24 protein-coding genes, 1 tRNA gene and 1 other RNA gene are annotated in these 25,507 nt (G+C 70.3%); 14 read left to right on the top strand and 12 right to left on the bottom strand.

From position 1 onward, the window contains the following. Positions 1-66: 66 nt before the first annotated feature. Entirely contained in the window at positions 67-2,112 is a 2,046-nt protein-coding gene (locus tag BLW75_RS26635) for a DNA polymerase III subunit gamma and tau (protein WP_034314584.1), read from the bottom strand. Between the two features lie 30 nt (positions 2,113-2,142). On the opposite strand from BLW75_RS26635, the gene BLW75_RS26630 reads away from it, so the two are divergent. After that, positions 2,143-2,976, top strand: a complete 834-nt coding sequence (locus BLW75_RS26630; protein ID WP_034314583.1) for a spermidine synthase — start codon at positions 2,143-2,145, stop codon at positions 2,974-2,976. A gap of 8 nt (positions 2,977-2,984) precedes the next feature. On the opposite strand, the gene ffs is transcribed toward BLW75_RS26630, so the two are convergent. Beyond that, positions 2,985-3,079: signal recognition particle sRNA small type (gene ffs, locus BLW75_RS26625), an RNA gene on the bottom strand. Positions 3,080-3,125: 46 nt separating this feature from the next. Here ffs and BLW75_RS26620 point away from each other — a divergent pair. Continuing rightward, the gene (locus BLW75_RS26620; protein WP_034314580.1) at positions 3,126-4,016 is read left to right on the top strand and encodes a serine/threonine dehydratase; all 891 of its coding nucleotides are present in this window, start codon (positions 3,126-3,128) and stop codon (positions 4,014-4,016) included. On the opposite strand, the gene BLW75_RS26615 is transcribed toward BLW75_RS26620, so the two are convergent. Next, positions 3,994-5,475, bottom strand: a complete 1,482-nt coding sequence (locus BLW75_RS26615; RefSeq protein WP_034314578.1) for a sensor histidine kinase — start codon at positions 5,473-5,475, stop codon at positions 3,994-3,996. The two genes, BLW75_RS26620 and BLW75_RS26615, sit on opposite strands and share 23 nt — an antisense overlap. After that, positions 5,453-6,202, bottom strand: a complete 750-nt coding sequence (locus tag BLW75_RS26610; RefSeq protein WP_034314576.1) for a response regulator transcription factor — start codon at positions 6,200-6,202, stop codon at positions 5,453-5,455. Before BLW75_RS26610 ends, BLW75_RS26615 begins: the two co-directional genes overlap by 23 nt. A gap of 170 nt (positions 6,203-6,372) precedes the next feature. On the opposite strand from BLW75_RS26610, the gene BLW75_RS26605 reads away from it, so the two are divergent. Then, positions 6,373-6,927, top strand: coding sequence for a hypothetical protein (locus BLW75_RS26605; RefSeq protein WP_034314574.1), 555 nt, complete (start codon positions 6,373-6,375; stop codon positions 6,925-6,927). On the opposite strand, the gene BLW75_RS26600 is transcribed toward BLW75_RS26605, so the two are convergent. Then, complete coding sequence (locus tag BLW75_RS26600; protein ID WP_034314571.1) at positions 6,921-7,985, bottom strand: AAA family ATPase; 1,065 nt, start codon at positions 7,983-7,985, stop codon at positions 6,921-6,923. The genes BLW75_RS26605 and BLW75_RS26600 overlap by 7 nt on opposite strands. Before the next feature lie 52 nt (positions 7,986-8,037). Between BLW75_RS26600 and BLW75_RS26595 the strand changes: the two genes are divergently transcribed. From BLW75_RS26595 to BLW75_RS26585, 3 genes are all read left to right on the top strand, one after another. Next, positions 8,038-9,207, top strand: coding sequence for a sensor histidine kinase (locus BLW75_RS26595; protein ID WP_034314569.1), 1,170 nt, complete (start codon positions 8,038-8,040; stop codon positions 9,205-9,207). Then, positions 9,204-9,860 (top strand): response regulator, encoded by a 657-nt coding sequence (locus BLW75_RS26590; RefSeq protein ID WP_034314566.1) that lies wholly within the window; start codon positions 9,204-9,206, stop codon positions 9,858-9,860. The genes BLW75_RS26595 and BLW75_RS26590 overlap by 4 nt, the downstream gene beginning before the upstream one ends. Positions 9,861-9,927: 67 nt before the next feature. Then, the gene (locus BLW75_RS26585) at positions 9,928-10,134 is read left to right on the top strand and encodes a hypothetical protein (protein WP_034314563.1); all 207 of its coding nucleotides are present in this window, start codon (positions 9,928-9,930) and stop codon (positions 10,132-10,134) included. Between the two features lie 328 nt (positions 10,135-10,462). On the opposite strand, the gene BLW75_RS26580 is transcribed toward BLW75_RS26585, so the two are convergent. Next, the gene (locus tag BLW75_RS26580) at positions 10,463-10,921 is read right to left on the bottom strand and encodes a nitroreductase/quinone reductase family protein (protein ID WP_034314561.1); all 459 of its coding nucleotides are present in this window, start codon (positions 10,919-10,921) and stop codon (positions 10,463-10,465) included. Between the two features lie 117 nt (positions 10,922-11,038). Between BLW75_RS26580 and BLW75_RS26575 the strand changes: the two genes are divergently transcribed. Next, positions 11,039-11,728 carry a TetR/AcrR family transcriptional regulator gene (locus BLW75_RS26575; protein ID WP_034314559.1) on the top strand — a complete coding sequence of 230 codons (690 nt, stop codon included), beginning with the start codon at positions 11,039-11,041 and terminating at the stop codon, positions 11,726-11,728. Here BLW75_RS26575 and BLW75_RS26570 read toward each other — a convergent pair. Both BLW75_RS26570 and BLW75_RS26565 read right to left on the bottom strand, forming a co-directional pair. Continuing rightward, positions 11,712-12,335: a TetR/AcrR family transcriptional regulator gene (locus BLW75_RS26570; RefSeq protein WP_034314557.1), complete on the bottom strand. Its 624-nt coding sequence runs from the start codon at positions 12,333-12,335 to the stop codon at positions 11,712-11,714. The genes BLW75_RS26575 and BLW75_RS26570 overlap by 17 nt on opposite strands. Positions 12,336-12,344: 9 nt before the next feature. After that, entirely contained in the window at positions 12,345-12,539 is a 195-nt protein-coding gene (locus BLW75_RS26565; RefSeq protein ID WP_034314554.1) for a hypothetical protein, read from the bottom strand. A gap of 169 nt (positions 12,540-12,708) precedes the next feature. On the opposite strand from BLW75_RS26565, the gene BLW75_RS26560 reads away from it, so the two are divergent. Further along, positions 12,709-14,232 (top strand): 3-hydroxyacyl-CoA dehydrogenase, encoded by a 1,524-nt coding sequence (locus BLW75_RS26560; RefSeq protein ID WP_034314551.1) that lies wholly within the window; start codon positions 12,709-12,711, stop codon positions 14,230-14,232. Between the two features lie 198 nt (positions 14,233-14,430). On the opposite strand, the gene BLW75_RS26555 is transcribed toward BLW75_RS26560, so the two are convergent. The 3 genes from BLW75_RS26555 to BLW75_RS26545 form a co-directional block, all read right to left on the bottom strand. Beyond that, a complete protein-coding gene (locus BLW75_RS26555) occupies positions 14,431-15,072 on the bottom strand; it encodes a L,D-transpeptidase (protein ID WP_034314549.1) in 642 nt (213 codons plus the stop codon). 94 nt (positions 15,073-15,166) lie between these two features. Then, a complete protein-coding gene (locus BLW75_RS26550) occupies positions 15,167-16,051 on the bottom strand; it encodes a serine/threonine-protein kinase (protein ID WP_034314547.1) in 885 nt (294 codons plus the stop codon). 1 nt (position 16,052) lies between these two features. After that, positions 16,053-17,693, bottom strand: a complete 1,641-nt coding sequence (locus BLW75_RS26545; protein ID WP_034314545.1) for an N-6 DNA methylase — start codon at positions 17,691-17,693, stop codon at positions 16,053-16,055. A 77-nt stretch (positions 17,694-17,770) separates the two neighbouring features. Between BLW75_RS26545 and BLW75_RS26540 the strand changes: the two genes are divergently transcribed. From BLW75_RS26540 to BLW75_RS26515, 6 genes are all read left to right on the top strand, one after another. Beyond that, positions 17,771-18,535, top strand: coding sequence for a PP2C family protein-serine/threonine phosphatase (locus BLW75_RS26540; protein WP_034314542.1), 765 nt, complete (start codon positions 17,771-17,773; stop codon positions 18,533-18,535). Positions 18,536-18,599: 64 nt separating this feature from the next. Continuing rightward, positions 18,600-18,684 (top strand) — tRNA-Ser (locus BLW75_RS26535). A 140-nt stretch (positions 18,685-18,824) separates the two neighbouring features. Further along, positions 18,825-19,085, top strand: a complete 261-nt coding sequence (locus BLW75_RS26530; RefSeq protein ID WP_005167132.1) for a hypothetical protein — start codon at positions 18,825-18,827, stop codon at positions 19,083-19,085. A gap of 1 nt (position 19,086) precedes the next feature. Continuing rightward, positions 19,087-19,332: a hypothetical protein gene (locus tag BLW75_RS26525; protein WP_016337967.1), complete on the top strand. Its 246-nt coding sequence runs from the start codon at positions 19,087-19,089 to the stop codon at positions 19,330-19,332. Between the two features lie 15 nt (positions 19,333-19,347). Then, complete coding sequence (locus tag BLW75_RS26520) at positions 19,348-22,089, top strand: FtsK/SpoIIIE domain-containing protein (protein WP_034314539.1); 2,742 nt, start codon at positions 19,348-19,350, stop codon at positions 22,087-22,089. Next, complete coding sequence (locus BLW75_RS26515) at positions 22,082-22,453, top strand: hypothetical protein (protein ID WP_034314537.1); 372 nt, start codon at positions 22,082-22,084, stop codon at positions 22,451-22,453. The genes BLW75_RS26520 and BLW75_RS26515 overlap by 8 nt, the downstream gene beginning before the upstream one ends. Positions 22,454-22,933: 480 nt before the next feature. Here the strand turns inward: BLW75_RS26515 and BLW75_RS26510 are convergent, their stop codons facing one another. After that, positions 22,934-25,411: an endonuclease/exonuclease/phosphatase family protein gene (locus BLW75_RS26510; protein ID WP_034314534.1), complete on the bottom strand. Its 2,478-nt coding sequence runs from the start codon at positions 25,409-25,411 to the stop codon at positions 22,934-22,936. Between the last annotated feature and the right edge of the window lie 96 nt (positions 25,412-25,507).

The raw sequence follows: 25,507 nt of genomic DNA, 5'->3' as shown, positions 1-25,507 counted from the left end.
CCCCGCTGACCCGCGTTTCGTCCTCTGAATGCGGCACTTGCGCGGGCGAGTACCGCATTCAGAGGACTACTTGCGCTCGTCGAGCGGGCGGGCGTTGAGGTGGTCGGCGAGCAGCTTCCTGGCGATCTCTTCCGGGTCCTGCTCGGGCGGGAGCGGTGGAGGCGGCGGGGCAGGGCTCGCGTCCTCGTTGTAGAGGTCCTCGTCCTCCTCGACCGGCTCGGGCGGGAGCGGGATGTCCGGCTCGGAGGTCGTCACCTTCGGCCGCTGGGGCTCCGGCTTCGGCGCGGGAGGCTCAGGAGGGGCGGCGGGCGCTTCGACGGACCGGCGCGTGAAGGACCGCTCGGGCGCCGGCGGCTGCGGCGCGGCCTTGGGCGCCGTGGCCTGCCGGGCCTGTGCGGCGCCGTGGACGCAGCGGACCTGCCAGTCGCCGCCGAAGACCTCCTTGAACGCGGTCGCGACGCGCTCCGCGTTGTGCGGCTCGGAAAGCCGCCGGGCCAGCGGCTCGGCGCTGTGGGTGAGCGTGACGGCGTTGCCCTCGACACTCACCACGCTCGCTTGCGTGAGCATCGCTTCGGTGCTGCGGCCGCCCGGGACCTTGCGGATCGCGGCGAGCACCTGCGGCCAGCGGCCGCGGATCCCGTCCACGTCCGATGCTGGCGCTGCGGGCGCTGCGCCACCCGAAGCCGCGGCCGGAGCTGCCTCGGCCGGAGGCGGGGTGGGCGGGCGTTGCGGGGCGGGCCGTTCGGCGACCGGCTCGGGCCGCGCGATGGGCTGTGGTGCGGCTTGTGGAGCCGGTGCGGCCTGCTGGGCGGGCGCGGCGGCTCGTTGCGAAGGCCGCTGGAACTCGCGCACGGGCTCACCCGCCGGAGCGGCCGGGGCGGACTGCGCCACCGGGGCCGCCTGTGCGGCTTGAGCGGACGGCGCGGGAGCGGCGGCGACGGGCGCCGGAGCCGAAGCGGCACGGCGTTCGAGCCGTTCGAGCCGGGCGAGCAACGCGTCGGTGCCCTCGGCGACCGACGGCAGCAGCATCCGCGCCGTGAGCAGTTCCAGCACCAGCCTCGGCGAGGTCGCGCCCCGCATCTCCAAGAGTCCATTGTGGACGATGTCGGCGTAGCGCGAGAGCGTGGCGGGCTCCAGTTTGCCCGCCTGCTCCGTCATCTTCTTGAGCTCGTCGTCCGGCGCGGCGACCAGGCCGCGCTCACCCGCGTCCGGCACCGATCGCAGCATCACCAGGTCGCGCAAGCGGTCGAGCAGGTCGGTGGCGAACCGGCGCGGGTCGTGCCCGGCCTCGGCGAGCCGCTCGACGGTGCCGAACACCGCGGCGGCGTCGTCCGCGGCCAGCGCGTCGACCATGCCGTCGATGAGCGCCACGTCGGTGACACCCAGGAGCGAAACCGCCCGCGAGTAGTCGACGCCGTCCGGCCCGGCCCCCGCCAGCAGCTGGTCCAGCACCGACTGCGTGTCCCGCGCCGAACCACCGCCCGCGCGGATGACCAGCGGATACACCGCGGGCTCGACCTTCGCGCCTTCGGCGGCGACGTTGCGTTCCAGCAGCTCGCGCATGGAACTGGGCGGGATCAGCCGGAAGGGGTAGTGGTGCGTCCGCGACCGGATGGTGGGGAGCACCTTGTCCGGTTCGGTGGTCGCGAAGATGAAGATCAGGTGCTCCGGCGGCTCTTCCACGATCTTCAGCAGGGCGTTGAAGCCCTGCGTGGTGACCATGTGCGCCTCGTCGATGATGAAGACGCGATAGCGCGAGTCGGCCGGGGCGTAGAAGGCCCTGTCCCGCAACTCGCGGGCGTCGTCGACGCCACCGTGGCTGGCGGCGTCGAGTTCGGTGACGTCGACGCTGCCGGGGCCTTCGGGCGCGAGGTTGCGGCACGAATTGCACTCGCCGCACGGATCCGGCGTCGGGCCCTTCGCGCAGTTCAGCGACCGCGCCATGATGCGGGCGCTGGACGTCTTGCCGCAGCCGCGCGGGCCGGAGAAGAGGTAGGCGTGGTTGATGCGCCCGGCGGCCAGCGCCGTACGCAGCGGATCGGTCACATGCTCCTGCCCGACGACCTCGGCGAAGGTAGCCGGACGGTACTTTCGGTATAGAGCTAATGCCACGGCCGCGAGACTACCGGGAGGGCCCGACAGGTGAGACCGGCACCGACCCCAGGCAAGTATCCGGTCCGCTTCGGCACCGCCGAACTGCTCCGGGACGCCGACCGCCCCAACGCCTGGGTGATCTCGGTCGACGGCGTCGCCCAGTCGCACGTCGACCTCGACGACCCCCAAGATCTCGAGTTCGACTACATCCGCCGGATCGCCGACGTCGTCGACTGCCTCGGCGAAGGTCCGCTCGACGCGCTTCACGTCGGCGGGGCGGCCTGCACGCTCCCGCGTTACATCGCCGCGGCCCGGCCGCGCTCACGGCAGCTGGTCTTCGACGCCGACGGCGAACTCGTGGCGCTCGTCCGGGAACAGCTGGGCCTGAAGGGGTTGAAGGTCCGCGTGGGCGACGGCCGCGAAGGTGTCTCCGGCAGGTACGACGCTTCGGCCGACCTGGTCATCGTGGACGCTTTCGAACGCGGAGTCCTGGCCGGCGGGCTCGCGACCGTCGAGTTCACGAGCGAGATCGCGCGTGTCCTCCGCCCGGCCGGAACCTACGTCGCCAACGTCTCCGACGGGCCGAACCTGCCGTTCCTCCGCCGGTTCCTGGCCACACTGGCGAGTTCTTTCCCCCACCTGGCGATCCTGGCCGAGCCAGGCGTCCTCCGGGGCCGCCGCTTCGGCAACATCGTGGTCGCCGCTTCCCGCGTCGAGCTGCCGGTACCCGAGATGACCCGCCGGGCCGCCTCATCCGCCTACCCGGCGCGCTGCGTCGCGGGAGAGGACCTCCGGCAGCTGCAAGGCAAAGCGAAACCCATCGCCGATGCGGAAGCCCTGCCGTCGCCTGTGCCGCCGAAGGATGTCTTCGGGATCTTCTAGCCCCCAAAAAAAGGGGATCCCGCGCACCCGTCAGAGCTTGCTTATCCTTGCTGCCTTCCGGCCCTGGGGAGGTTCACAAGATGGACGCCGCGCGGGATCCGAGGACCAGTGTAGTCACTCCCGTCCGGGCATGGAGGACAGTGGGGGGTATGAGTACTCCGACCTGGGCAGATGTCCGCGAGGCCGCCGAGGCCGTCCACCCGTTCGTGCGACGCACGCCGCTGCTGCGCGCCGAGGTCGACGGGCGGCCGCTGGTCCTCAAGCTGGAGCATCTGCAGCGGAGCGGATCGTTCAAACTGCGGGGCGCGGTGAACGCGCTGGTGAGCGGTCCGTTGCCGGAGCGGGTGCTGACGGCGTCCGGCGGCAATCACGGGCTGGGCGTGGCGACGGCGGCTTCGCTGCTGAATCTGCCCGCGACGGTGTACGTGCCGGAGTCTGCTCCGCAGGCGAAGACGGCCCGGATCGAGGCGGCGGGCGCGAAGCTCATCCGCCACGGAGCGACGTACGCCGAGGCCGCCGCGAAGGCGCTCGAAGCGGCCTCCGAGCCGGGTACGCGGTACCTGCACGCGTACGACGATCCCGCCGTCGTCGCCGGTCAGGGCACTGTGGCGGCCGAAGTGATCCAGGACGCGCCGGACGTCGACGCGTTCTTGGTCGCGGTCGGCGGTGGCGGGCTGGTCGCCGGGACGTCGCTGGCCGGGTTGCCGACGTTCGCCGTCGAACCGGAGCGGTGCCGCGCGCTCGGCGCGGCGTTGGAGGCGGGCGAGCCGGTGGACGTGGAGATCGACTCGGTGGCCGCGTCCGCGCTGGGCGCGACCAGGATCGGGAGCGTCCCGTTCGCCGTGCTCCGCGATCGCGTGACGTCCGTGCTGGTCGGCGACGCGGAACTGCTCGCCGCGCGGGACCGGCTCTGGGAGGAGTTCCGCCTCGCCGTCGAACCGGCCGCCGCGGTCCCGTTCGCCGCGTGGCTGGCCGGGCGGACCGAGGGTGAGCTGCCCTGCGTCATCCTGTGCGGCGCTAACAGTGACTGGACGCCCTGAGCTCGACCCGGAATTCCGTCCGCCCCGGACGGCTGACGACCCCGACCCGCCCGCCGTGCGCGGCGACGACGGCCGCGACGATGGCCAGGCCCAGTCCGGTACTGCCCGCGGCCCGCGAACGCGAGTCGTCGCCGCGGGCGAACCGTTCGAAGACCTCCGGGAGGATCTCCGGCGGGATCCCCGGTCCATCGTCGACAATGGACAGTGTCACCGTCGAGTCCACTATGGACAAAGAGGTGGCGACCTCGGTACCCGCCGGGGTGTGCGTGCGCGCGTTGCCGAGCAGGTTGATCACCACCTGGTGCAGCTGATCCGCGTCGCCGAGGACCGTGATCGGCTCCGGCGGGACCTCCAGCAGCCATTTGTGCTCTGAACCGGCGACGTGCGCGTCGGCGACGGCGTCCGCGACCAGCCGGGAGAGATCGACCGGCTGGTGCACCACCGGACGCCCGGAGTCGAGCCTGGCGAGCAGCAGCAGATCCTCGACCAGGCCGGTCATCCTCGTCGATTCCGATTCGACCCGGCCCATCGCGAACGCGATGTCCGGCGGCACCTCGGAGCCGGAGCGCCGGGTGAGTTCCGCGTAGCCGCGGATGGCCGCGAGCGGCGTCCGGAGTTCGTGGCTCGCGTCCGCGACGAAGCGGCGCACCCGGCTTTCACTGGCCTGCCGGGCGGAAAGCGCGTTCGAGATGTGGCCGAGCATGCGGTTGAGCGCGAAGCCGACCTTCCCGACCTCGGTCCGCGGATCGGTGTCCACTTCGGACACTCGCTCGGACAGGGCGACCTCGCCGCGGTCGAGCGGGAGTTCGGCGACCCTGGTCGCGGTGGCGGCGAGGCGATCGAGGGGTTTCATCGTGCGCCGCACGGTCACCGCGCCGAGCGCGCCCGCCAGCAGGATCCCGCCGACGGCGACCCCGCCGAAGATGAAACCGAGGTTCCACAAGGTGTCCGTGACGTCCTTTGTGGGCAGGCCGGTGATCGCGATACCACCGTTGGACGCCTGCTTGGCCACCACGCGGTACTCCCCGAGCGAGCCGAGGTCCACGTCGGTGGGCCTGTCGGTCGGCGTCGACCGCAACAGGGCCGAGAGCTGGGCCGGGCCGATCGGGTCGTGCGGGAACGGGTCGGCGACCTTCGCGTCGTAGCTGGACCGCAGCACCGCCGCGACCACCCGCCCGTCCGGGAGGATGTTCACGAACAACGAACCGGTGCTCTGACCGTACGCGCGCAAGCCTTCCGGCACCCGTTCCCCGCCAGGGCGCCCCGGCGGAGGCGGACGGCTGGCGCGTTCACTGGTCTCGGCGATCCGCGCGTCGAGCTGGTCGATCAGGAAATCCCGCAGCGCCAGTTCGGTCACCACGCCCACCACCAGGCAGACGAGCGCGAGCAACCCCGCGACCTGCGCGATCAGCCGCCGTCGCAGGGACCACGGCCGCCTACCCCGCGGGTTTGAGGACATACCCGGCGCCGCGCATCGTGTGGATCATCGGTTCCCGGTCGGCGTCGATCTTCTTGCGGAGATAGGAAATGTACAGCTCGACGATATTGGCCTGGCCGCCGAAGTCGTAGCTCCAGACGCGGTCGAGGATCTGCGCCTTGGACAGCACACGCTTGGGATTGCGCATGAGATAACGCAGCAGTTCGAACTCGGTCGCCGTCAGCGGCACCGGATCGCCGCCGCGGTGCACTTCGCGGCTGTCCTCGTCCAGGGTCAGGTCCCCGACGACCAGCATCGACCCGCTCGGCCCGGCGACGCCGCCCGCGCGCCGGAGCAGCGCGCGCAACCGCAACGCGACCTCCTCCAGGCTGAACGGTTTGGTGACGTAGTCGTCGCCGCCCGCGGTGAGCCCGGCGATCCGGTCCTCCACCGCGTCCTTCGCGGTCAGGAACAGCACCGGCAGGTTCGGCACCTCGGACCGCAGGCGGCGCAAGACCTCCAGGCCGCTCATATCCGGCAGCATGACGTCCAGCACCACCGCGTCCGGCCGGAATTCCCGCGCGACGCGGGCGGCCTCGGTGCCGTCGGCCGCGGTGCGGATGTCCCAGCCCTCCATGCGCAGCGCCATCGACACGAGTTCGGACAAGGTCGCCTCGTCGTCGACGACCAGCACCCGCACGGGGCTGCCGTCGGCACGGCGCAGGCCTGCCTTCGCGGAACCGGACGAAGGGACGTTCACACTGGTCATGCTGCCATCCTGGGCGACCCCGATGAGGCTTCTCTGTGTCCCGCCTGTGCGTTTCCTGTGAACGATCACCCTGCCGGGGAGCGAAACACAGCGCGTGCCCACCGGCGGCACAGCTTCCGCACAGCGACGGCGCCGAGCATGGCCGCAACCGACCACACGGAGGCGACCAGATGACCGAACCGACCAAACCCGCCGAACCCCCGGCGGCCGAGCCCGCCACCTGGGGCGCGCCTGCCCCGGCGGGTGAACCGAATAAGACCTGGTCGGGTCGCAAGACCGCGATCGCGGCCGGGGTGGCGGTGGTGATCGCCGTCGGCGGCGGTGCCGCGATCTGGGCCGGAACCGCCGCGAACGGCGCCATACAGGGCGGGATGATGGGCGGCCCCGGCGGCGGCCGGGTGCTCATGGGCCCTGGCGGTGGCATGCCGCGCGACGCGCTGCACGGCGACTTCGTCGTCTCCGACGGCAAGGGCGGCTACAGCACCGAACGGATGCAGACCGGCGAGATCACCGAGATCAGCGCGACGTCCGTCAGCCTGACCAGCAAAGACGGCTACAAGCAGGTCTACACGATCGACGCGTCGACGAAGAAGACCGGTGATCCCAAGACCGGCGAGACGGTGACGGTGCACGCGAAGGTCACCGGCGACACCGCGACGGCGACGAGTATCGGCAAGCCCGCGCAAAATCAGCGCGGCGGGCCGGACGGTCAGCGGCGCTACTGAGCCACGAGGGCGAGCAACGCGGCGGCCGTTTCGGCGGGTTCCTGTCCGGAGGTGTCGAGGACGACGCGATCACCGGCGTCGCCACGCATCCGGGCCGCCTCGGCGATCGCGCGAGCGGCCACCCGGTCCCGTACGCCGGGTGGCGCGCCGCGGAGTTCGTCGCCCGCCAGCAACGCGGACTCGCCTTCGGCCCGGCGCCGGACCCGCTCGGTGAGCGCCGGTTCGTCCGCGTCGAGGTGGACGACGGTGACCGCGTCGAAGACCCGCCAGTGCTCCGGGCGGAATTCCCGGGCCACGACGATCAGGTGCTTCGCGCCCGCGTCGCGATAGCCGCGCCAGACGGCCGACAGGAGTGCGGCTTCCAGCGCCGGATCCGGGCCGGGGTGCACGAACCCGAGTTGCGCGAGATCGACGTACGCGACGGGCAGGTCGCGCTCCCACAGGTCCCGCAGCGCGCTGAACGCGGCCGTCGACTTGCCGACCGCCGTCGGGCCGGTCACCACGGTCACCGGCCCGGGCAGCGGCCGCCCGGGATCCGGCGGCCGGACGCTTCCGTTGTCCACGACGCAGCGAGGGAACAGCGCCTCCACGGTCTCGTCGGGGTGCTGGCCGGTCGTGTCCAGCTCCTCGCCGAAACCGCCGCGGTCGTAGGCGTCCGCCACCGCGAAGAGGTCCGGCAAGGCCGCGGCGGGTGAGCCACGGCCGAGGAACCGGCTCCGGAGTTCGTCGCGATCACACGTCAGGCGGACGAGCGTGAAATCGAAGTCGCGACTCTCGATGTACGGCTTCGCCGGGTCCACCACACCGGACACGACGAGTTGCGCGGTGCCCCGCGCACGCAGGTTTTCCAGCACCCGCAGCAGGTTGGCCGCTTTGATCGCGTGCGCGGCGTCCCCGCCGCCGGGCGGCGGGCCGATCAGGCCGAGCTGGTCGATGTCGACGTACGCGACGTTGCCGCCCGCTTCCCCGATGCGGCGGTACAAACCCCAGGCCGTGGTGGTTTTCCCGGCACCCGGCGCGCCGGTCGTCCAGAGCACGGGCGTCTTCGCGGTCCCCATGGCTTTCGATCTTAGGAACCCCTGTCCAGCGAAATAGGGCAGAGTTGAGCGCGTGCGGGACATCAGTGGTTCGCTGGCGAGGCAGGCCTGGGCGGTCGCGGCCGTCTGCCTGGTCGCCGACGCCGGGCTGTTCCTCATCGCCGGACCGCCGCTCTCGCTCGGCTGGCAGGCGTGGGTGGTGCTGCTGGGCGGAATCCTCGCGAACATCGCGCTCGCCGGGCCTTCACGGTATTCCGGCTGGGTTTCGGCCGCGCACGGCGCGCTGCTCACCGCCGCGCCGCTCCTGCTGTACCCGTACGACCATTACCTTCAGGCCACCAACGCGGGCGTGCTGATCGCGGGTTATCGCGCGGGCGCCTGGCTTTCGACCAAACCGGCGCTGGCCGCGCTGACGGCGATGCTCGCCGGGCTCGTCGCCTGCAACGTCATCCCGGTCGACCGAGCCGACCGGGACTGGCGGCTGCTGCTCATCGATGTCGGCGTGAGCGGCCTGCTGCCCTGGATGGTCGGCCGTTACACGACCGCGCGGCGCGCGTACATCGCCGACCTCCAGCGCGCGGAGGAACAACGGCGACAGCACGAAGCCGAAGCGGTCCGCCGTGCCGTCGCCGAAGAACGCACGACGATCGCCCGCGACCTGCACGACGTGATCTCCCACCACGTCAGCGCGATCGGCGTGCACGCGGGCGCCGCGCGGCTCGGGCTGCCAGCGGGCGAACCGGCCGTCCGGCGTTCGCTCTCGGCGGTCGAATCGTCGAGCCGGGCCGCGATGGCCGATCTGCGGCGTCTGCTGGATCTGTTGCACGGCAAGGAGAACGGCGACGCGCAGCGGCAACCGGGGCTGGACAACCTCGACGACCTGCTCGACAACCTCCGCACCGCCGGGCTGCCCGCGCGGCTGACGAGCCACGGCGGGCCGCGGGAACTCCCGGGTTCGGTGGACATCGCGTTGTACCGCATCGCGCAGGAGGCGCTGACGAACGCGCTCCGGCACGGCTCCGGCGGGATCGTCGAGATCGATCTCGCCTACCGGCAGACGGAGGTGGTCCTCACGATCACGAACGAGATCGGCCACGCGAACGCGGCGGCCGAGTCGACGAAACGCGGCCTCGCCGGGATCCGGCAGCGGGTCGCGTTGTTCGGCGGACAGGCGGAATGCGGACCGCTCGACGACGGCAGGAGCTGGCGGGTCCGCGTCGGTTTTCCTTTGGAGGCACAGTGATCCGGGTTCTGCTCGCCGACGACCACGCGATGTTCCGGTCCGGCATGCGCGCGGTGCTGGACACCCAGGCGGACTTCGAGTGCGTCGGCGAGGCGGCCGACGGACGCGAAGCCGTCGCTCAGGCGGCAGAGCTGCGCCCGGACGTCGCCGTGCTCGACGTCCGGATGCCCAAATTGGACGGTCTGGCCGCGACCGAGGCGATCATGTCCGCGCCGGGGAACGACACTCGCGTCCTCGTGCTGACGACCTACGACTCCGACGAGTACGTCTATCGGGCGCTTCGGGCCGGCGCGAGCGGGTTCCTGCTGAAAAGCCTCGCCCCCGAAGAGCTCGTCTCGGCCATGCGGGTGGCCGCGCGCGGCGACGCGCTGATCGACCCGACGGTGACCCGGCGGCTGGTCTCGACCTTCGCCACCAGCATCGAACCCGCGGCCGCCGAACCGGCGGAACTGGAACGGCTCACTTCACGCGAACGCGAAGTCCTCCTGCTCGTCGCCGACGCCTCCAGCAACGCGGAGATCGCCGCGCATCTCCACGTGGGCGAAGAGACGGTGAAGACCCATGTCTCCCGCATCCTGGCGAAGCTCGGGCTGCGGGACAGGGTGCACGCCGTCGTCTACGCGTACCGGAACGGGCTCGTCGGCGGACGGTGATCGGTTCGCCCGACGGGGCTCCCGGTGCCAGAATCGCCGCAGGGCACGTCGAGGCGGGGAGCTGTGGATGAAACGCTGGGTCACGCTCACGGTCGGGCTGGTCTTCCTGCTGGTCGGCGGCGTCTGGGTGCTCCAGGGCGCCGGCGTGCTGACCGGCAGCTTCATGACCGGGCAGAAACTGTGGTTCCTCATCGGGCTGGTCGCGTTCCTGGTCGGGGTGGTGCTGGTGGCCGCCACGGCCCGCCGCACGCGCCGGGCACCCACTGACGACTAGCCCGCGGCTCTCCACTTTCGGCCTCCTTCGGTCGCCGCCACAGCCGTCACTCGTGATTGGACGGACGACACACGTGATTGGACGGCCGACTCGCGTGATTGAACGGACGACACGGGCGAGGACCGATCACGGGTGTGTCGTCCGCCTGATCACGCGAGTCGTCCGGTCAATCACGCGTGTCGTCCGGTGAATCACGAGAGTCGTCCGGTCAATCACGCGAGTCGTCCGTCTGGGCACATGTCGGCGGCGGGCAGTCGGCGCGTGATCGAAGGCGCGACTCGCGTGCTTGGAGACGCGACTCGCGTGCTTGGGGGCGTGACTCGCCGCATCAGGCGAGTTTGAAGATCGGGTAGCCGGGCGCGATCTCCAGCAGCTTCTCGTCGGACGCTTTCGCGTCGACACCGTCGAAGAACACCCCGACCTCGAACTTCCAGCGCTTGAGGTACGCGCGCAGGATTTCGGGCTTCTCGGCGTCGGCGAGTTCGGTGTAGGTGAACGTCTCGGTGCGGCGCCCGACGCTGAGCTGTCCTTCGCCGGCGACGCGCAGGTTCCGCACCCACTGCGTGACACCGCGAGGCGCGACCAGGTAGCGCTCGCCGTCCAGCTTCAGGAGGTTGACCGGGACCGAGCGCAGTTCGCCGCTTTTGCGGCCGCGGACCGAAAGCACCCGGCTGCCCAGGACGCTGACGCCGAGCCTCGTCAGCTTGAGCACGAATTCGTTGAACGCGCTGGTCGCCTTGGCCGGCTTGAGGTAGCGGGTCGGGGCGGCGGAAGCGGTGGTGGTCATCTCGTCTCCTCGAAGCCTTCGAGAGCAGTGCTCTTTGTTAAGAGCAGTGAACACTAGGGCAGTGCGTCGCGTCAAGATCAGTGCTCTCGTTTAGGTGCGATGCTCTAAGGTGCGAGCATGGCTGCCACTCAGACCGCGCGCGAACGCGCCCGCGCCGAGCTCACCCGTGAGATCAAGGACGAAGCCCGCCGCCAGCTCGCCGAAGTCGGCGCACTCGGGCTCTCGCTCCGCGCGGTGGCCCGGGAGCTGGGCATGGTCTCGTCTGCGCTCTACCGGTACTTCTCCAGCCGCGAGGAGCTGCTGACCGCGCTGATCGTGGACGCCTACAACGCCGTCGGCGAAGCCGCGGAGGCGGCCGACGACCCGAAGAAGACCTCACTGGAGCGATGGGAGTCGATCTGGCACGCGGTCCGCGCCTGGGCGAAGGCGCACCCGCACGAGTACGCGCTGATCTACGGTTCGCCGATCCCCGGCTATCAAGCCCCGCAGGACACCGTCGTCCCCGCCGGCCGGGTGGCGTTCGCACTGGTCACCGTCCTGCGTGACGCGAACCTCCGCGTCGAGACCGAGGTCGGCGAGATGCCCGTCGCGCTACTGCGCCAGCTCGACACCCTCGCCGGGATCCTCAAGATCAACCTGGGCCCCGAGACGGCCTCCCGGCTGATCATGGCCTGGACCCAGCTGTTCGGGATGATCAACTTCGAGCTGTTCGGCCAGTACGTCGGCTCGGTGGATCCGGCGGACGACTTCTTCGCGCACGGGATCCGTCAGATGGCCGAGTTCACCGGGATCAGGATGACCGGCTGAGCGCGGTCCAGGACCGCATCAGCAGCTGGACGGCGTCCACCACGTCCTCGTCTCCGGTCCCCTCGGGACTGAGGAAGCGTTGCAACAGGAGACCGTCCTCGAGCGCGTGCAGGATCAGTGCGAGAAAGGCCGGGTCGGCGGGCGGTTCGACGCCCCGCGCGGCGAGTTCGGTCCGTACCGAGGTCTCCAGCAGCGCCCTTGTCGACTTCTCGCCTTCCCCGACCAGCGGGCGCGCGTCGGGATTCCGCAGCGCGTAAAGGGCCAGCTCGGTGCGCAGGGTCAGCCAGCCGGCGAGGTGCTCGGCGCGCTCGACGTTCCACGCGCGCAACCGGTCCATCATCTCGGCGAAGGAGCCGACACCCTCCCTCAGCGCCGCGACCTCCTCGGCCTCGCGCTGGGTCCTGCGGCGCAGTAGTTCGACGACCAGCTCGTGTTTGCCGTCGAAGTTGCCGTAGAAGGCGCCTCGGGTGAATCCGGCCCGTTCGGCGATCTGCTCGACGGACGTGCCGTTGACCCCTCGTTCGGAGAACAGCTCGGCGGCCGCCGCGAGCAGGCGCTGCCTGGTCTGCTCGCGGCTTTCTTCCCGCGTCAAGCGTTTGGCCGTCACACGGCGATCTTAGAGTTCGGTGTTCACCTTCCGGCCGGTCAGCCACACCCCGCCCGCGAGGACGGCGACGGCGACCACGACGGCCAGTGCGGTGAGCGACCACAACGCCTGGCTCGCCAGGAACGCGGCGACGGCGCCGAAGAGGACGGCGACGAGGAGCAACGGCGTGGTCCGGACGGCTGCGGCGGCGGGGACGGTGGCCATGGGAGCTTTCCCTTCGGGGTGGGGCGCGGAACACTCGGTTTTCGCGGAGGAGACCGCGCCGGGCGGGTGGCCTTACGCCGAGCAGGGCACGGATCACCCTTCCGGGCGAGATATCGGCGTGGCGGCTAGCGTCACGCCGGGAACGACATCGAGGGAAAGGCGGCTCGCGGTGGAGAAGTGGGCGGAGCAGGTCGGCAGGATCCGGGTCATCGGAACCGGGGTGATGGGCCGGGGCATCGTCCAGCTCGCCGTGACGGCGGGGCTCGAGGTCGAACTCGCCGACGCCCGGCCCGACGCGGTCGGCGAGGCCATCGAGCAGGTCGGCGCGATGCTCGGCAAACTCGCTTCGAAGGGCAAGATCACCGAGGAAGCCGCCGAGGCGGCGAGGGGCAGGCTGATCGCGGCCGAGGGTCCGCTGGCGCCCGCCGACGACGTCGACCTCGTCATCGAAGCGGTGCGCGAGGATCTGGAGATCAAACGCACGCTGTTCGCCGAGCTGGAACGCGTATGCGGGCCGGACACCGTGTTCGCCACCAACACCAGCTCACTTTCGGTGACCGAGATCGGGGCGGCGCTGACCGATCCCGGCCGTCTGCTCGGCCTCCACTTCTTCAACCCGGTCCCGTTGATGCGGCTGGTCGAGGTCGTGCCCGGCGCGCGGACCGCCGCCTGGCTGCCCCCCGCCGTGACGGAACTCGTCCGCGGCTGGGGACACGAACCCGTCCTCGCTCGCGACGCGCCGGGCTTCCTGGTCAACCACGCCGGCCGCGGACTGGGCACCGAGGCACTGCAGATCCTCGCCGAAGGGATCGCGAGCCCGGCCGAGGTGGACCGCGTCGCCCGTGACGTGCTCGGCCTGAAACTCGGCCCTTTCGAACTCCTCGACCTCACCGGTCTCGACGTCTCGCACGCCGTGCTCGAAAGCATCTGGAGCGGCTTCCACGGCGAACCGCGACTGCGGCCGTCGTGGCTGACGCGTCCGCGCGTCGCCGCCGGGCTGTTCGGCCGCAAGAGCGGCGAAGGCTTCTACTCCTATGTGGACGGACAGCAGCAGGTCGAGCCGGAACCGGCCGCGCCGGAAGCCCCGGCCACGCCGGTGTGGGTCGACGACGAACGGCTCGGCACCCTGCTCTCGTCGGCGGGCATCCAGGTCGTGCACTCCGCGTACCCGGACACGGTCCTGATCGTCAGCCCGGTCGGTTCGTCCACTGTGGACGCCGCACGTGCGGCGGGCCTTCCGGCGGAACGGGTCGTCGGCGTCGACCCGCTCGGCGGCTACCGGAAACGCCTGACGCTCTCTGTCCACCCCGCGCTCGACCCGGCCGCAGGCCGCACCGCCTGGGGCGCGCTCGCCGCGACCGGCCTGCCGGTGAGCGTGGTCCGCGACGGTCCCGCGCCGATCGCGCAGCGGCTGCTGGCGTCGATCGTCAACACCGCCTGCTTCATCGCCGGGCAGCGGCTCGCGACACCGGAGGACATCGACACCGCCGTCCGGCTCGGCCTCGGTTACCCGCGCGGACCGCTGACCTGGGGCGACGAGGCGGGCGCGGATCTCGTGCTGCGGGTGCTGCGCGGACTCGTCGCGAGCACCGGCGACCAGCGCTACCGGCCGAGCGCCTGGCTCACCGAACGCGTCGCGCTCGGCCTTCCCCTCACCTCGACCGGCACCACCCCCGCCGATCTGCTGCGCTGATACCCCGAAGCGTGTGAAGGCCCCGTTCCTCGTACCTGGGCACGAGGAACGGGGCCTTCACACGAGATCACCAGCGGCGGTCGGTCACCGCACCGGTGGTGCCGTTCCAGAACACGTACCCGCCCCGTAGACGGCGTGCGGGAGCCTTCGTTCATCTCAAAGCAATCGAACCGCACTGATCGTCACGCGGTGGAACGATCAGGCCACGACCTGTACGACGCCGCCCTTCTGCAGCATCGTGAAGTACTTCTGCGAAGCCGCCGCGGACAGGTGGATGCAGCCGTGCGAGTACACCGAGAGGCTGCCCGTGTGGAAGGCGATACCCGGCAGGAAGAACACGGAGTTCGGCATCGGCGCGTCGAACTGCTTCGAGTGGTAGTTCTTGACCTTGGCCGAAACGTGGAAGACACCGGTCGGCGTGGCATACCCCTTCTTGCCGGGCAGCTGCTTGACCGGGCCGTAGACGACCTTGCCGTCCTGCAGCAGCCACGTCTTCAGCGCGGAAAGGTCCACACAGGCGCTCACGCCCGGCGAGGCCAGCGCGGCCTTGCAGGGAACGTCGGCGGCGTTCGCGGCAGGCTTGGGCGCCGGCTTCGGCGTGGGTTTCGGCGCCGGCTTGGGCTTCGAGGACGTCGGCTTCGGCATGGAGCTGCTGCTGCTCGGCGTCGGTGCAGGCGTCGCCGACGAGGTGGCCGGTGTCGAAGAAGGCGCCGACGTGGTCGTGGGCCCGCCCTGAGCGATGCCACCGCCAGCGGGCGCGCCGCCACCGGTAGTGCCGGAACACGCGGTCAGCACCAGCGCGGTGGCCAGTGCGGTCACCCCCACCAGGAACTTCTTCACGACCCGTACCCCCGTTTGCCCGTAGTCCGTCTGACATGGGTAAAGACGGAGCTCACCCGTCCGGGGTTGTTGATCGGAAGGTCACGATCGCGTCTCAGGGCACGCGGCCGACGACCCGCGCGTACATCCGGCCCGGATTGGCGCCTTCGTCCAGATATCCGGGGAGCGGCGGCAGGTCCCGCGCGAACCCGGCCAGCCTGCCGAACAGCTGGTTCGCGTCGGCGGGGCGCCGTTCGGGGTCCTTCTCCAGCAGGTCCGCGAGCAGGTCGTTCAGTCCACGCGGGACACCGTCCACTTCGGCCGGACTCTCCTTGACCTGTTTCTCGAACACCGCGTACGCCGTCGGCCCGGTGAACAGCTGCCTGCCGGTCAGCATTTCGTGCAGGACGCAGCCCAGCGCGTACAGGTCACTGCGCGGTCCGGCGATTCCCCGCTGGATCTGCTCGGGCGCCATGTAGGCGGGGGTGCCCAGGATCTGCCCGGCCCGGGTGAACTGGGCGACGTCGTTCTCGCGCAGCATCGCGAGCCCGAAGTCGAGCACCTTCACGCTGCCGTCGGGGCACAGCATCAGGTTGGTGGGTTTGAGATCGCGGTGGCAGATGGACAGCGCGTGCGCGGCGGACAGCACGGCGCAGGCCTGCGCGGCGATCGCGGCCGCCCACGGCACCGGCAGCGGACCGTGTTCGGCGGCGAGATCGGCGACGGTCACGCCTTCGATGAACTGCATGACCTGGTACAGCCGCTCGTCGTAGGTGCCGAAGTCGTAGAGCGTCGGCGCGCCCGCGTGTTCCAGGGTCGCGAGGATCCGCGCCTCGCGGATGAACCGCTGTTCGAGTTCGGCGTCGGGACCGCCGGGGAGCCCGAGGAACTTCACCGCCACGCGGCGGCCGAGATGCCGGTCGTGGCCGGCGTAGACCGCGCCCATCCCACCTCGGCCGAGCGGCAGCTCGTCGAGTTCGTAGCGATCGGCGATCAGCAACCTAGTTCTCCGGCTTGAGCTGTCCTTCGGTGAGCCCGGTCAAGCCTAGCCTCACCAGCTCCAGGCCCGATTCCGCCGCCTCGCGCAGGGCGGCCTCGAAGGCGGCGAGCCGGGTGAACGCCTCCCCGTGGGCACGCTGCGTCTCGATCGGCAGGCGAGGGATCCGGGTGCGCCTGAGGTCGATCCTGGTCGAGGAGGCCGGGGCGAGTTGCCCCGCCGCGCGCAGGCATCCGGCGAGGAACCCCGCGTCCAGCCGTTCGGGATCGGTGCGGTACTTCGACATCGTCGGCTCGGCCGCGATCGTCTCTCCACTGTGGACATAAGCGGGCACGGAGGGCGACGCGACGACATCGCCCTCTTCCACCGATTCCGGCACGGTGAGCACGCCGGACTTCAGCAGCTCACCGATCGTGACGAACGAGGGTTTCTCGTCGGACACCGCCAGCGACGGCAGTTCCGGCCGGATTCCCTCGAAATACCTGCGGACTTCGAGAAAGGCCTCGCCCGCGTGTTCGTCCCGATCCTGGTACCGCGCGGGGGAAAGGTCGATCTCCTCGTCGAGCAGTTCGATGATCCGGACCGTGCCGGGTACGTCCACACCACGCAGGTGTTCCTCCACAGTGGACGAATCGGTCGCCAGCAGCAGCCGGGACGGCGGCCGCTCCCCGGGTTCCGGTCGCCGCAGCAGCCACAGATCCGCGCCGCCGACCGTGACCACGGCACGCAAAGCCCCGGCCCGCAACAGGTTCCCGCGGATCCGCCGCCCGGTGCGGCGGCCCGCGGCGGCGGGCGGCATGCGGATCGCGACCAGCCCGCCGGGTTTCACGTGCGCGAGACAGTGCTGCACCCAGGCCAGTTCCGGTTCGCCGCGCGGCGGCTGGCCGTACACCCAGCGCGGGTCGCCGACGAGTTCGTCGTAGCCCCATTCCCGCTCGTTGAACGGTGGATCGCAGACGACGGCGTCCGCGAGAACCCCCTCGAAGGAGTCCATCGACAGGGCATCCGCCCCGTACATCTCCATGTCCGCGCCCGCGAGCAGCAGCCGGTGCGCCGCGATGCACGAGGTCGCCGGATCGCCGGTCTGGCCGAGCAGCCGGGTCCCGCCGGAGGCGAGCAGCAGCGTCCCGAGTCCGCACGCCGGGTCGAGCACCACGCCGGGTGCGGGACCGATGAGCCGGGACATCAGCTCGACCACCGGCCCCGGGGTGACGGACAGCTGCCGGGAGTGTGCCTCGACGTAGCGCTCGCACAGGAACTCGAAAGCCTCGCGCGCGCCCCGCTCGGCGGCGAAGCGGTCCAGCAGTTCGAGCAGCTCGGCGTCGTCGTAACGCGGCGAAAAGGTCCACGCGTGCCGCCGCGACAGGTACGACCCCACCCGGCCGACCCGGAAGCCGAGCGCCAGATCATCGCCGAGGTTCCGCAGCCGCTGCCAGATCCGGTCCCCGAGCGAGATCTCGACCGGCTTCCCCCGCTCACGCAGCCACTTTTCGACGGCGACCAGGGAAAAGAAGGGGCTCGACGCCGTCCCGCCGACGGGCGGCGGAAAATCACCGTAACGTCGGCGCCAGTTGCTGACGGCGGCGCGGCCGACGCCGGCGATCCGCGCGATGTCCGCCGCGGTGACGGTGGCTTGCTCCTCCATCGCCGCATCGTAACCGACAGCGGACTATTCCAGCCCTTTGTTTGTGAACTCAGTACACAACTGCTTTACTGGGTCCCATGAGGTACACCCTTCGGTACGCCGCCGGCTCCGACGTCGGACGGCGCCGCCAGGTCAACCAGGACTCGGTCTACGCCAGCACCAGGATGCTGGCCGTCGCCGACGGCATCGGCGGGCAGCCGCACGGCGAGGTCGCCAGCGCCGAGGCGGTGGGCGTCCTCTCCCGGCTCGACAAGGACCTCCACGGCTTCGACCTCGCGGACGTCGACCTGGTGGAGGTGCTCTCCGGCGGCCTCCGCACCATCGACGACCGGCTCGCCGCGACGGCCGAGCAGGAGCCCGAGACACGAGGCATGGGCACCACCCTCACGACCGTGCTGTTCGACGGCACCCACTTCACGGCCGCCCACATCGGCGACTCGAAGGGATACCTCCTCCGCGGCGGCACGCTTCAGCGCTTCACCCGCGACCACACGCTCGCACAGGCCCTCGCCGACGACGGGCGCATCGACCCCTCGGAGGTCGAGGGGCACCCTCGCGGCTCGCTGTTGATGAAAGCCCTCTTGAGTACCGGCAGCGGCGAAGCAGACATCTGGACCTTCGACGCCGCGCCCGGAGACCGGCTCCTGCTGTGCTCGGACGGGTTAACGGCAACGGTTGTCGAAACCGTTATCAACGACGTCCTAGGGGCCTTCCAAGATCCCGCGGAGACCGTCCCGAGGCTGATCGACCTGGCCAACGAAGGCGGCGGGCCGGACAACATCACCTGCGTCGTGGCCGACGTTGTCGTCGCTGCCGACGCCGCCGGGCCCGCGACCTCCTGAAGCCGCAGGCGCAGGTCAGACCCGCCTTCGAGAGGGCGGAAGGGCATCCGGTAAAGTTCCCCACGGAGGATTGGCCGAGCGGCCTAAGGCGCACGCTTGGAAAGCGTGTTGGGTTCACGCCCTCGCAGGTTCGAATCCTGTATCCTCCGCTGTCAGCAAGGCCCCGGACGTTCCGACGTCCGGGGCCTTGTTGATTACTTAGCCGGACCTTCACTTAACAGAGTCAGTTGATCACGCTAAGTTTAATAGTGGTCGTTCCAGCCCCCGACGTCCCAAGGAGTCCGCCAAAATGGCCGGAGTCGAAGAGATCCGCGCTGGTATCGCGCTCGCGAACGAGAAGGCATCCGCGAGCATCGCCGCACTTCAGCAGGCCGCGCAGTCTCTCGAAGAAGCCCAGCTTTCGCTTTCCCAGGCCACCCAGGGCAGCACCCAGCACGAGGTGAGCCAGGCACACGGGCTCCTCGCCGAGGCGCTGCAAGGCATCACCGGGATGCAGAGCACCATCCAGGCGGGCATCTCGTCGGCCGAGTCGTACTCGACCCGTCTCTGACATGTACCTCGAGGAGCTGCACCAGCTGCTGACGGCCGTCCAAACCGGCCTCGCCGACGGACGCGCCCATGCCGAGCGGGCACGAAGCCTGCTCGAGGAGTCCCGGCGTGCCATCGTGGAACCCCAGGCCCAAGCCGTGCCATGGGTGCCGCCGCAGCTGGCGCAGGCCGACGAGGGAATGGAAAATCTCCTGACGCGCCTTTCCGCCGCTGACGACCTGGTCAGCGGCTACCAATCCCGCCTCTGAGATCGGCGAGCCGGTATGGGCAGCAAAGCGAGTGAACAGCGCAATCGCGTCGTTACGGCGCTGGAGCGGGTCCGGCACCAGATCGGGCTCGTCCTCGGCGCCGCCGCCGGCGCCCGCCAGTCCGCCGAGGCGGAACTGGCCAAACTGGAGCTGGAACAGCACATAGTCCGGGTGGGGATGAACAACTCCACCTCGGAGCAGTACGCCGAATGGTCGCGGCATCCCGCCGCGAACGAGGTGTTCGGCCTGCTCGGCAGTGTGCGCGGCCAGTTCTACGCGGACTGGGAAGCGGGCCCGAACGCGTTGCGCGAACTCGTCGCGCACAACGCGCCGGGCCCCGCGAGCCAGCCGCCGGGCAACTGGCTCGGCCGCGTCGGCGGGAATCCCGGCATCACCGCGCCGGGACTGTGGCGTGTCGGCTCGGCGACCGTTTCGGGCAAGGACGTCCCGCGCACGTTCGACGTCGCGGTGCCCCTGCTCGACGAGTCGCACCTGTCCATCACGTCGGCGCCCAAGACCAGGGCCGCGGTGGACGGCATCGTGCAGAACCTGCTGATGCGGATCCTGAGCACGTTCGAGCCCGGCGCCGTCCGCGTCCACCTGTGGGACGTCGGGCAGCTGACCGCGATCCTGCCCGACCTCTACCCACTGAGCCGCACGAGCGCGCTGACGCTGTACGACCCGGGACGGCTCGAAGACCTCCTCGACGAACTGGCGGGCCACATCCGCCGCATCCACGCGACCGGGATGCAGGCGGGGCACACGTCGCTGCGGGAGATCCGGCGGGCGAGCGGCCAGCGCGTCGAACCGTTCCGCGTCGCGGTGCTCTACGGCAACGGCGAAACCCTCGAACCGGAGCGCGCCCGCGAACTGAAACGAGTCGCCACGGGGGCGCTCGCGGCCGGGATCTGCCTGATCCTGGTCGACGTGCCGACCATGCTGTCGACGTCGGTCGAAACGCTGAGCCTGCGCGACGACCGGCACGCGATGAGCAGCATGACCGGCCCCGACCTGATCGTCGACCTCGACCCGCCGATGCCGTCCGGGCAGGTCATCCGCGCCGCCGGGCGGATCGCCGAAGCGCTGATCGCCAAACAGGGCGGGCCCCGCGCGTTCGCCGACCTCCTGCCGACCGAACTGGGCAAGGAAAGCTCGGCGCGCGAACTGCGGGCGCCGGTCGGGTTCTTCGAGGGCGAGCCGGTGGAGGTCGTCATCGGCGACGCCAGCCCGCACGTGCTCATCGGCGGGCCGAGCGGTTCGGGGAAGACGAACTTCCTGTACTCGCTGCTCGGCAGCCTCGCGGCGCGGTACTCGCCGGACGAACTCGCGCTGTACCTGCTGGACTTCAAGGAGGGCGTGTCGTTCGCCGGGCTCGCTCCGGGACGACGGGACGCCAGCTGGCTGCCACACGCCAAGCTCATCGGGGTCAACGTCAACACCGACCGCGAGTTCGGCCTGGCACTGTTGCGCTTCCTCGCCGACGAACTGCGCCGCCGATCCGCCGCGGCGAAACTGCACGAGGTCACCAACCTCTCGGACCTGCGCGAGCAGGATCCCGGCGGGCACTGGCCGCGGATCGTCGCGGTGATCGACGAGTTTCAGTACCTGTTCGCCGGCCGTGACGGCGTGACGGCGACCGCGACCCAGCTGCTGGAGGACATCGCGCGGCGAGGCCGGTCTCAGGGCATCCACCTGGTGCTGGCGAGCCAGGACGTCGCCGGGATCGAGGCCTTCTGGGGCAAACCGGCGGTGTTCGAGCAGTGCACGCTGCGGATCGCGATGCCGAAGGCGCGGCGCGTGCTGGCCGAAACCAACAACGCGGCGGTCTCGGCGCCGAAGTGGCACGCGGTGATCAACCACGATTCCGGGGTGGCGCACGGGAACCAGCTCGCCCACGTGCCGGACGCGAGCACCAAGGACGTCTTCAACAAGCTGCAGCACCGGCTCTGGGAGCGATACTCGGAATCGTTCAAACGGCCGCGGCTGTTCGACGGCGCGCATTCCCCCGTGCTGGAACAGTTCCCGGCGTTCGCGGATCTGAAGCCGACCGACCGGCCGCGGGCGCTGCTCGGCCAGTCCATCGACGTCGACGAGGCCGCCTGCGGGGTCGAGCTGCCGAAGGCGCCGGGGCGCAACGTCGCCGTGCTCGGTGCGGCGACCGCGGAAGCACTGTCCATCATGGACTCCGCCGCCCGATCGCTCGCCCGTCAGTATCGCTACGAATCGGTGGAGTTCGTGCTCTCGTGCCCCATCGAGGCGTCCGTCCCCGCCGTGGCGGAGCTGGTCGAACGCCTGCGCGCGGACGGACACGAGGCCACCCTCGTCGACGATTTGCCCGCCCGGGTAATCGATATCGCGGAGAACCTGTCCTCTTTGGACAAAGCTCGGGTGCTGCTGTTGTACGGCGTCGACGCGTCGATCCCCGCGCTGGAGGCGAAGGCACCCGGACAGCTCAAGAGCGGTTTGGATCAGCTTCGGGTGCTGCTGAAGCAGGGCCCGACGCACGGCGTCCACACCATCGGCTGGTGGCGCAGCATCGCGCGGCTGAAGGACACGCTCGGTTTCGCGGGCACGGACGACATCGGGACCTGGGCGGCGTTGGACGTCCAGGGCAACGAACTGTCGCCGTTCGCCGCCGGACAGGTCGTGCACTGGTCGCCGCGGCCGGGCCGGGCGCTGTTCTTCGACCGCACCACCCACGGCGCCCCTGAGGTGATCATCCCGTTCCAGCGTCCGGAAGGGCTTCTCGATGGATGACGGCATCACCGCGGCCATGCGGTACAAGGAGATCGTCGGCCTCGCGCGCGCTTCGGCGGAGAACCTCCGCGACTGGGAGATCGGCCGCGCGGACGAGCTGGAGGCCCGGCTCGCCGAGGCGCACCAGGCCGTCGCGGACGCCGCCGAACGCGAGCAGCGCGCCGTCGACCGGTGCACGCGCTGGTGGAAGATGGCTCAGCACAACGTCGAAGGGCTGTCGTGGCTGCCCGACGACGAGGACCCGAGGCCGGTGCCGACCGCGCGGCCCGGTTACCTGGAGAAGTACCTCGAAGAGGTCAAGCCGAGCTACCAGGAACTCGTGCAGGCGGTGCTTTCCCTGGGGTGGCGCGCCAAACGCTCCTGACCCCCGCGTGTCGTCCGTCCAATCACGCGAGTTCGCCTTCCAATCACGGGTGTGCGCCGCCTGATCACGTGAGTTACGCCTTCAAGCACGCGAGTTACGCCTCCGATCACGTGAGTTACGCCTTCAAGCACGCAAGTTGCGCCTTCGGCCACGTGAGTTACGCCTTCAAGCACGCAAGTTGCGCCTTCGACCACGCGTACTCGATGGAAGGGACTTGTGACTGGATGGACGACACACGTGATCAGACGGACGACACGCGTGACTGGGCGGACGACACGGGTGTTCGAGGGCGTGACTCGCGTGATTGGGGGCGTGACTCGCGTGATTGAGGGCGTGACTCGCGTGATTGAGGGCGTAACTCGCGTGAGCGGGGGCGTAACTCGCGTGAGCGGGGGCGTAACTCGCGTGAGCGGGGGCGTAACACGTGTGAAGGCCCCTTCCCTCGGCTGAGCCGGGGGAAGGGGCCTTCACGCGGGAGAGCTACGGCTTCGGCAGGTAAGGGCCGAGCACCTTCTCCAGGTAGTCCGCCAGGTCGTGGAACGCGTCCTGGACCGGGTTGCCCGCGCTCGGCCGGAACCGGAGCACCTGCGGATCGTGGTCGCTCGCCTGCTTCGCGAACTCGGCGTTCAGGTGGACGACGTCGTAGTCGAGCCCGCGCGGCGCCTTCGACGCCAGGATGTGGTCGAGCACCTGCGACTGACCCTCGAAAACGTAGCTGTACCGCTCGTTCTCGGGCAGCGACGCGATGAGGTCCTTCAGCGCGCCACCGGCGGTCAGCGTTTCGACGGCGGGCGAGAACGGGTAGTCGTTCAGGTCACCCGCCACGACGATGTTCGCGTTCTTGTCCGACGCGAGCAGCTTGTCGACGAAGCCGCGAAGCACCGTCGCCTGCTTGGCCCGCTGCACCTCGGAACTCCGGACCGGCGGCTGGTTGCGGCCGTGGGTCGGCTGGTCGCCGCCCTTGGAGTTGAAGTGGTTCGCGATGACGAACACGGTGCGTCCCTTGAAGACGAATTCGCCGACCAGCGGTTTGCGGCTGGCCGCCCACGCCTCGTTCGCCGGGTCGACCCGGCCGGGCGAGACGGTCAGGTGGGTCTTGCCGCGTTCCTCGACCACGTCGACGGGCGTGGTCGCGGTACCACCCGGCCGGTCCACAAAGGACACACGCGCCGGGTTGAACAGGAAGCCGACGCGGATGTTGCCGCCCGGCTGACCACCGTCCTTGCCGTTCTCCGGGTCGATCTGACGCCACTCGTAACGCGGGCCACCGGCGGCGACGATCGCGTCGACGAACTTCTGCAACGTCTGATCGGCGGCGACGGTGCCGTCGTTGGCCGGCCCGTTGTTGTCCTGGATCTCTTCCAGGTTCAGGATGTCCGGCTTCGCCAGGTTGCCGACGACGGCCTTGGCCAGTTCGCCGAACTTCTCCGCGCTGTCCAAAGCGGACAGGTTCTCGACGTTGTAGGTGGCCACCGAAAGCTCACCGCTGCGCTGCGCGCGGGTGCTCTCGCGTTGCAACCCGTTGTCCTTGGCGGCGCCCAACGTCGTCGCGAACAGCGTGTAGCCGCCGAAGTTGCTGTACTCGACCGGGCCGGAGGTCTCTCCGGTGAGAACGTCGCCGGTATTGACCTTCGGGAACGGCTGCTGGGCGAACGGGATCAGCGACGCGACCTTGAGCACGCCGGTGTTGAGCCGGTCGTAGTCCAGGTACACCGCGCCGCCGCGGACGCTCGGGTTCTGCTTCGGCTTGGTGGTCACGTAAAGCTCGTTGAACGACGACGTCGGGCCGACGACGCGCGCGTCGGAGACGCTGACGATCTCGCTCTCGTGGGTCTCCCAGAAGTCCAGCGAGTACTTCGCGGGCTCCAGCGGCAACGGCTCGATGCTGCCGCCCGGTGCGGGAGCGACGGTGTCCGGCACCGTGTCCGGCGCGACGACGGTCGGGGCGGGCAGGGCGTTCCCGCTCGACTGGACCGTCCACTGTGCACTCGTCAGCTCGGTGAGCGACTGGTACGGCGAGGTCGCGGGAGCGTCCGGGTAGAACTCGCGGACGGTTCCGCCGGCGGTCACCGCGTCGCCGACGGCCACGGCGGGCGTGGTCGAGCCGGTGAAGACGAACAGGCCCTCGCTGGTGCGCGGGTCGGCATCGGGCGCGGTGTCGGTGATCCAGAACCCGCGCGCCGAACCGAAGCCCCGGATCGCGGTCACGACGCCGGTGACCCCGGCGACCTTCCGATCCTTGAGCGGCGAGATCCGGGTGGTGCCCTGGATGTCGTGGATCTTGGCGTCGACCGGTGGCGGACCGGTCTCGCCCGGCGTCTCACCCTTGCCGTTGGTCGGCGTGGGCGCGCCGGAAATGAAGTCCGCGGCGTTGTCGTCGGTGTCCGCGAGCGCCGTTCCCCGGGCGACGGAGGCGGTGTTGGACGGCGCCGGCGCCGGGGAACCCTCGCGGATGACGGCGGCCGCGCCGAAGCCGACCAGGTCCCTGATCCGGGTGTCGGCCGCGCAGTCGGCGGCCGTCTTGCAGGTCAGCGCCGTGGTGCCCTGGACGAGCGCGATGGTGCCCGCGGTCGCGGACAGGGCCAGCGAGCCGGTGGCGTCCGGCGACGGCAGCGCGACGGTGCCGCCCGAGCCCTTCGCCTGCGCGATGAGGTACCGCGCGCCGGGCGCGACACTGCCAGTCAGCGGCGTGACCTGCCAGCTGTTCCCCGACGCGGGCGCGTACTGGACGCTGAAACCGTCGAGGCTCACGGTGGCCGTGCCGCGGTTGGCGAGTTCGACGAAGTCGTTAGTCAGCGTGGCGCCCGAGTTGCCGCCACCGCCGTAGACCTCGGCGATCACGGCGTCGGCGCTGGGCGCGGCGAGCGCGGCCGGAGCGGAGACACCGCTCACGACCAGGCCGGAGGCGACGGCCACGGTCAGGGCCCGTCTCCGGGCGGCACGTCGGGATGTGGTCACGCTGAGTCCCCTTTTCACAAGATCGGTCGAGGCATACTCCCCCGGACAAGTGAAATGAGGAAGACGACAAGGCAACGATTCGTCACCGCTAGCCCG

It is taken from the genome of Amycolatopsis lurida (assembly GCF_900105055.1).
GTDB classification, from domain to species: domain Bacteria; phylum Actinomycetota; class Actinomycetes; order Mycobacteriales; family Pseudonocardiaceae; genus Amycolatopsis; species Amycolatopsis lurida.
Note: the sequence above shows the minus strand (reverse complement) of the source record. Positions and strands in the feature narration are given on the sequence as shown.

What these genes read in the sequence shown, in the direction of transcription:
- BLW75_RS26615 (WP_034314578.1), bottom strand. Translation starts at nt 5,475, where the DNA reads ATGTCCTCAAACCCGCGGGGTAGGCGGCCGTGGTCCCTGCGACGGCGG.
- BLW75_RS26605 (WP_034314574.1), top strand. Translation starts at nt 6,373, where the DNA reads ATGACCGAACCGACCAAACCCGCCGAACCCCCGGCGGCCGAGCCCGCC.
- BLW75_RS26525 (WP_016337967.1), top strand. Translation starts at nt 19,087, where the DNA reads ATGTACCTCGAGGAGCTGCACCAGCTGCTGACGGCCGTCCAAACCGGC.
- BLW75_RS26620 (WP_034314580.1), top strand. Translation starts at nt 3,126, where the DNA reads ATGAGTACTCCGACCTGGGCAGATGTCCGCGAGGCCGCCGAGGCCGTC.
- BLW75_RS26520 (WP_034314539.1), top strand. Translation starts at nt 19,348, where the DNA reads ATGGGCAGCAAAGCGAGTGAACAGCGCAATCGCGTCGTTACGGCGCTG.
- BLW75_RS26610 (WP_034314576.1), bottom strand. Translation starts at nt 6,202, where the DNA reads ATGACCAGTGTGAACGTCCCTTCGTCCGGTTCCGCGAAGGCAGGCCTG.
- BLW75_RS26575 (WP_034314559.1), top strand. Translation starts at nt 11,039, where the DNA reads ATGGCTGCCACTCAGACCGCGCGCGAACGCGCCCGCGCCGAGCTCACC.
- BLW75_RS26565 (WP_034314554.1), bottom strand. Translation starts at nt 12,539, where the DNA reads ATGGCCACCGTCCCCGCCGCCGCAGCCGTCCGGACCACGCCGTTGCTC.
- BLW75_RS26540 (WP_034314542.1), top strand. Translation starts at nt 17,771, where the DNA reads ATGAGGTACACCCTTCGGTACGCCGCCGGCTCCGACGTCGGACGGCGC.
- BLW75_RS26530 (WP_005167132.1), top strand. Translation starts at nt 18,825, where the DNA reads ATGGCCGGAGTCGAAGAGATCCGCGCTGGTATCGCGCTCGCGAACGAG.
- BLW75_RS26515 (WP_034314537.1), top strand. Translation starts at nt 22,082, where the DNA reads ATGGATGACGGCATCACCGCGGCCATGCGGTACAAGGAGATCGTCGGC.
- BLW75_RS26585 (WP_034314563.1), top strand. Translation starts at nt 9,928, where the DNA reads ATGAAACGCTGGGTCACGCTCACGGTCGGGCTGGTCTTCCTGCTGGTC.
- BLW75_RS26600 (WP_034314571.1), bottom strand. Translation starts at nt 7,985, where the DNA reads ATGGGGACCGCGAAGACGCCCGTGCTCTGGACGACCGGCGCGCCGGGT.
- BLW75_RS26545 (WP_034314545.1), bottom strand. Translation starts at nt 17,693, where the DNA reads ATGGAGGAGCAAGCCACCGTCACCGCGGCGGACATCGCGCGGATCGCC.
- BLW75_RS26580 (WP_034314561.1), bottom strand. Translation starts at nt 10,921, where the DNA reads ATGACCACCACCGCTTCCGCCGCCCCGACCCGCTACCTCAAGCCGGCC.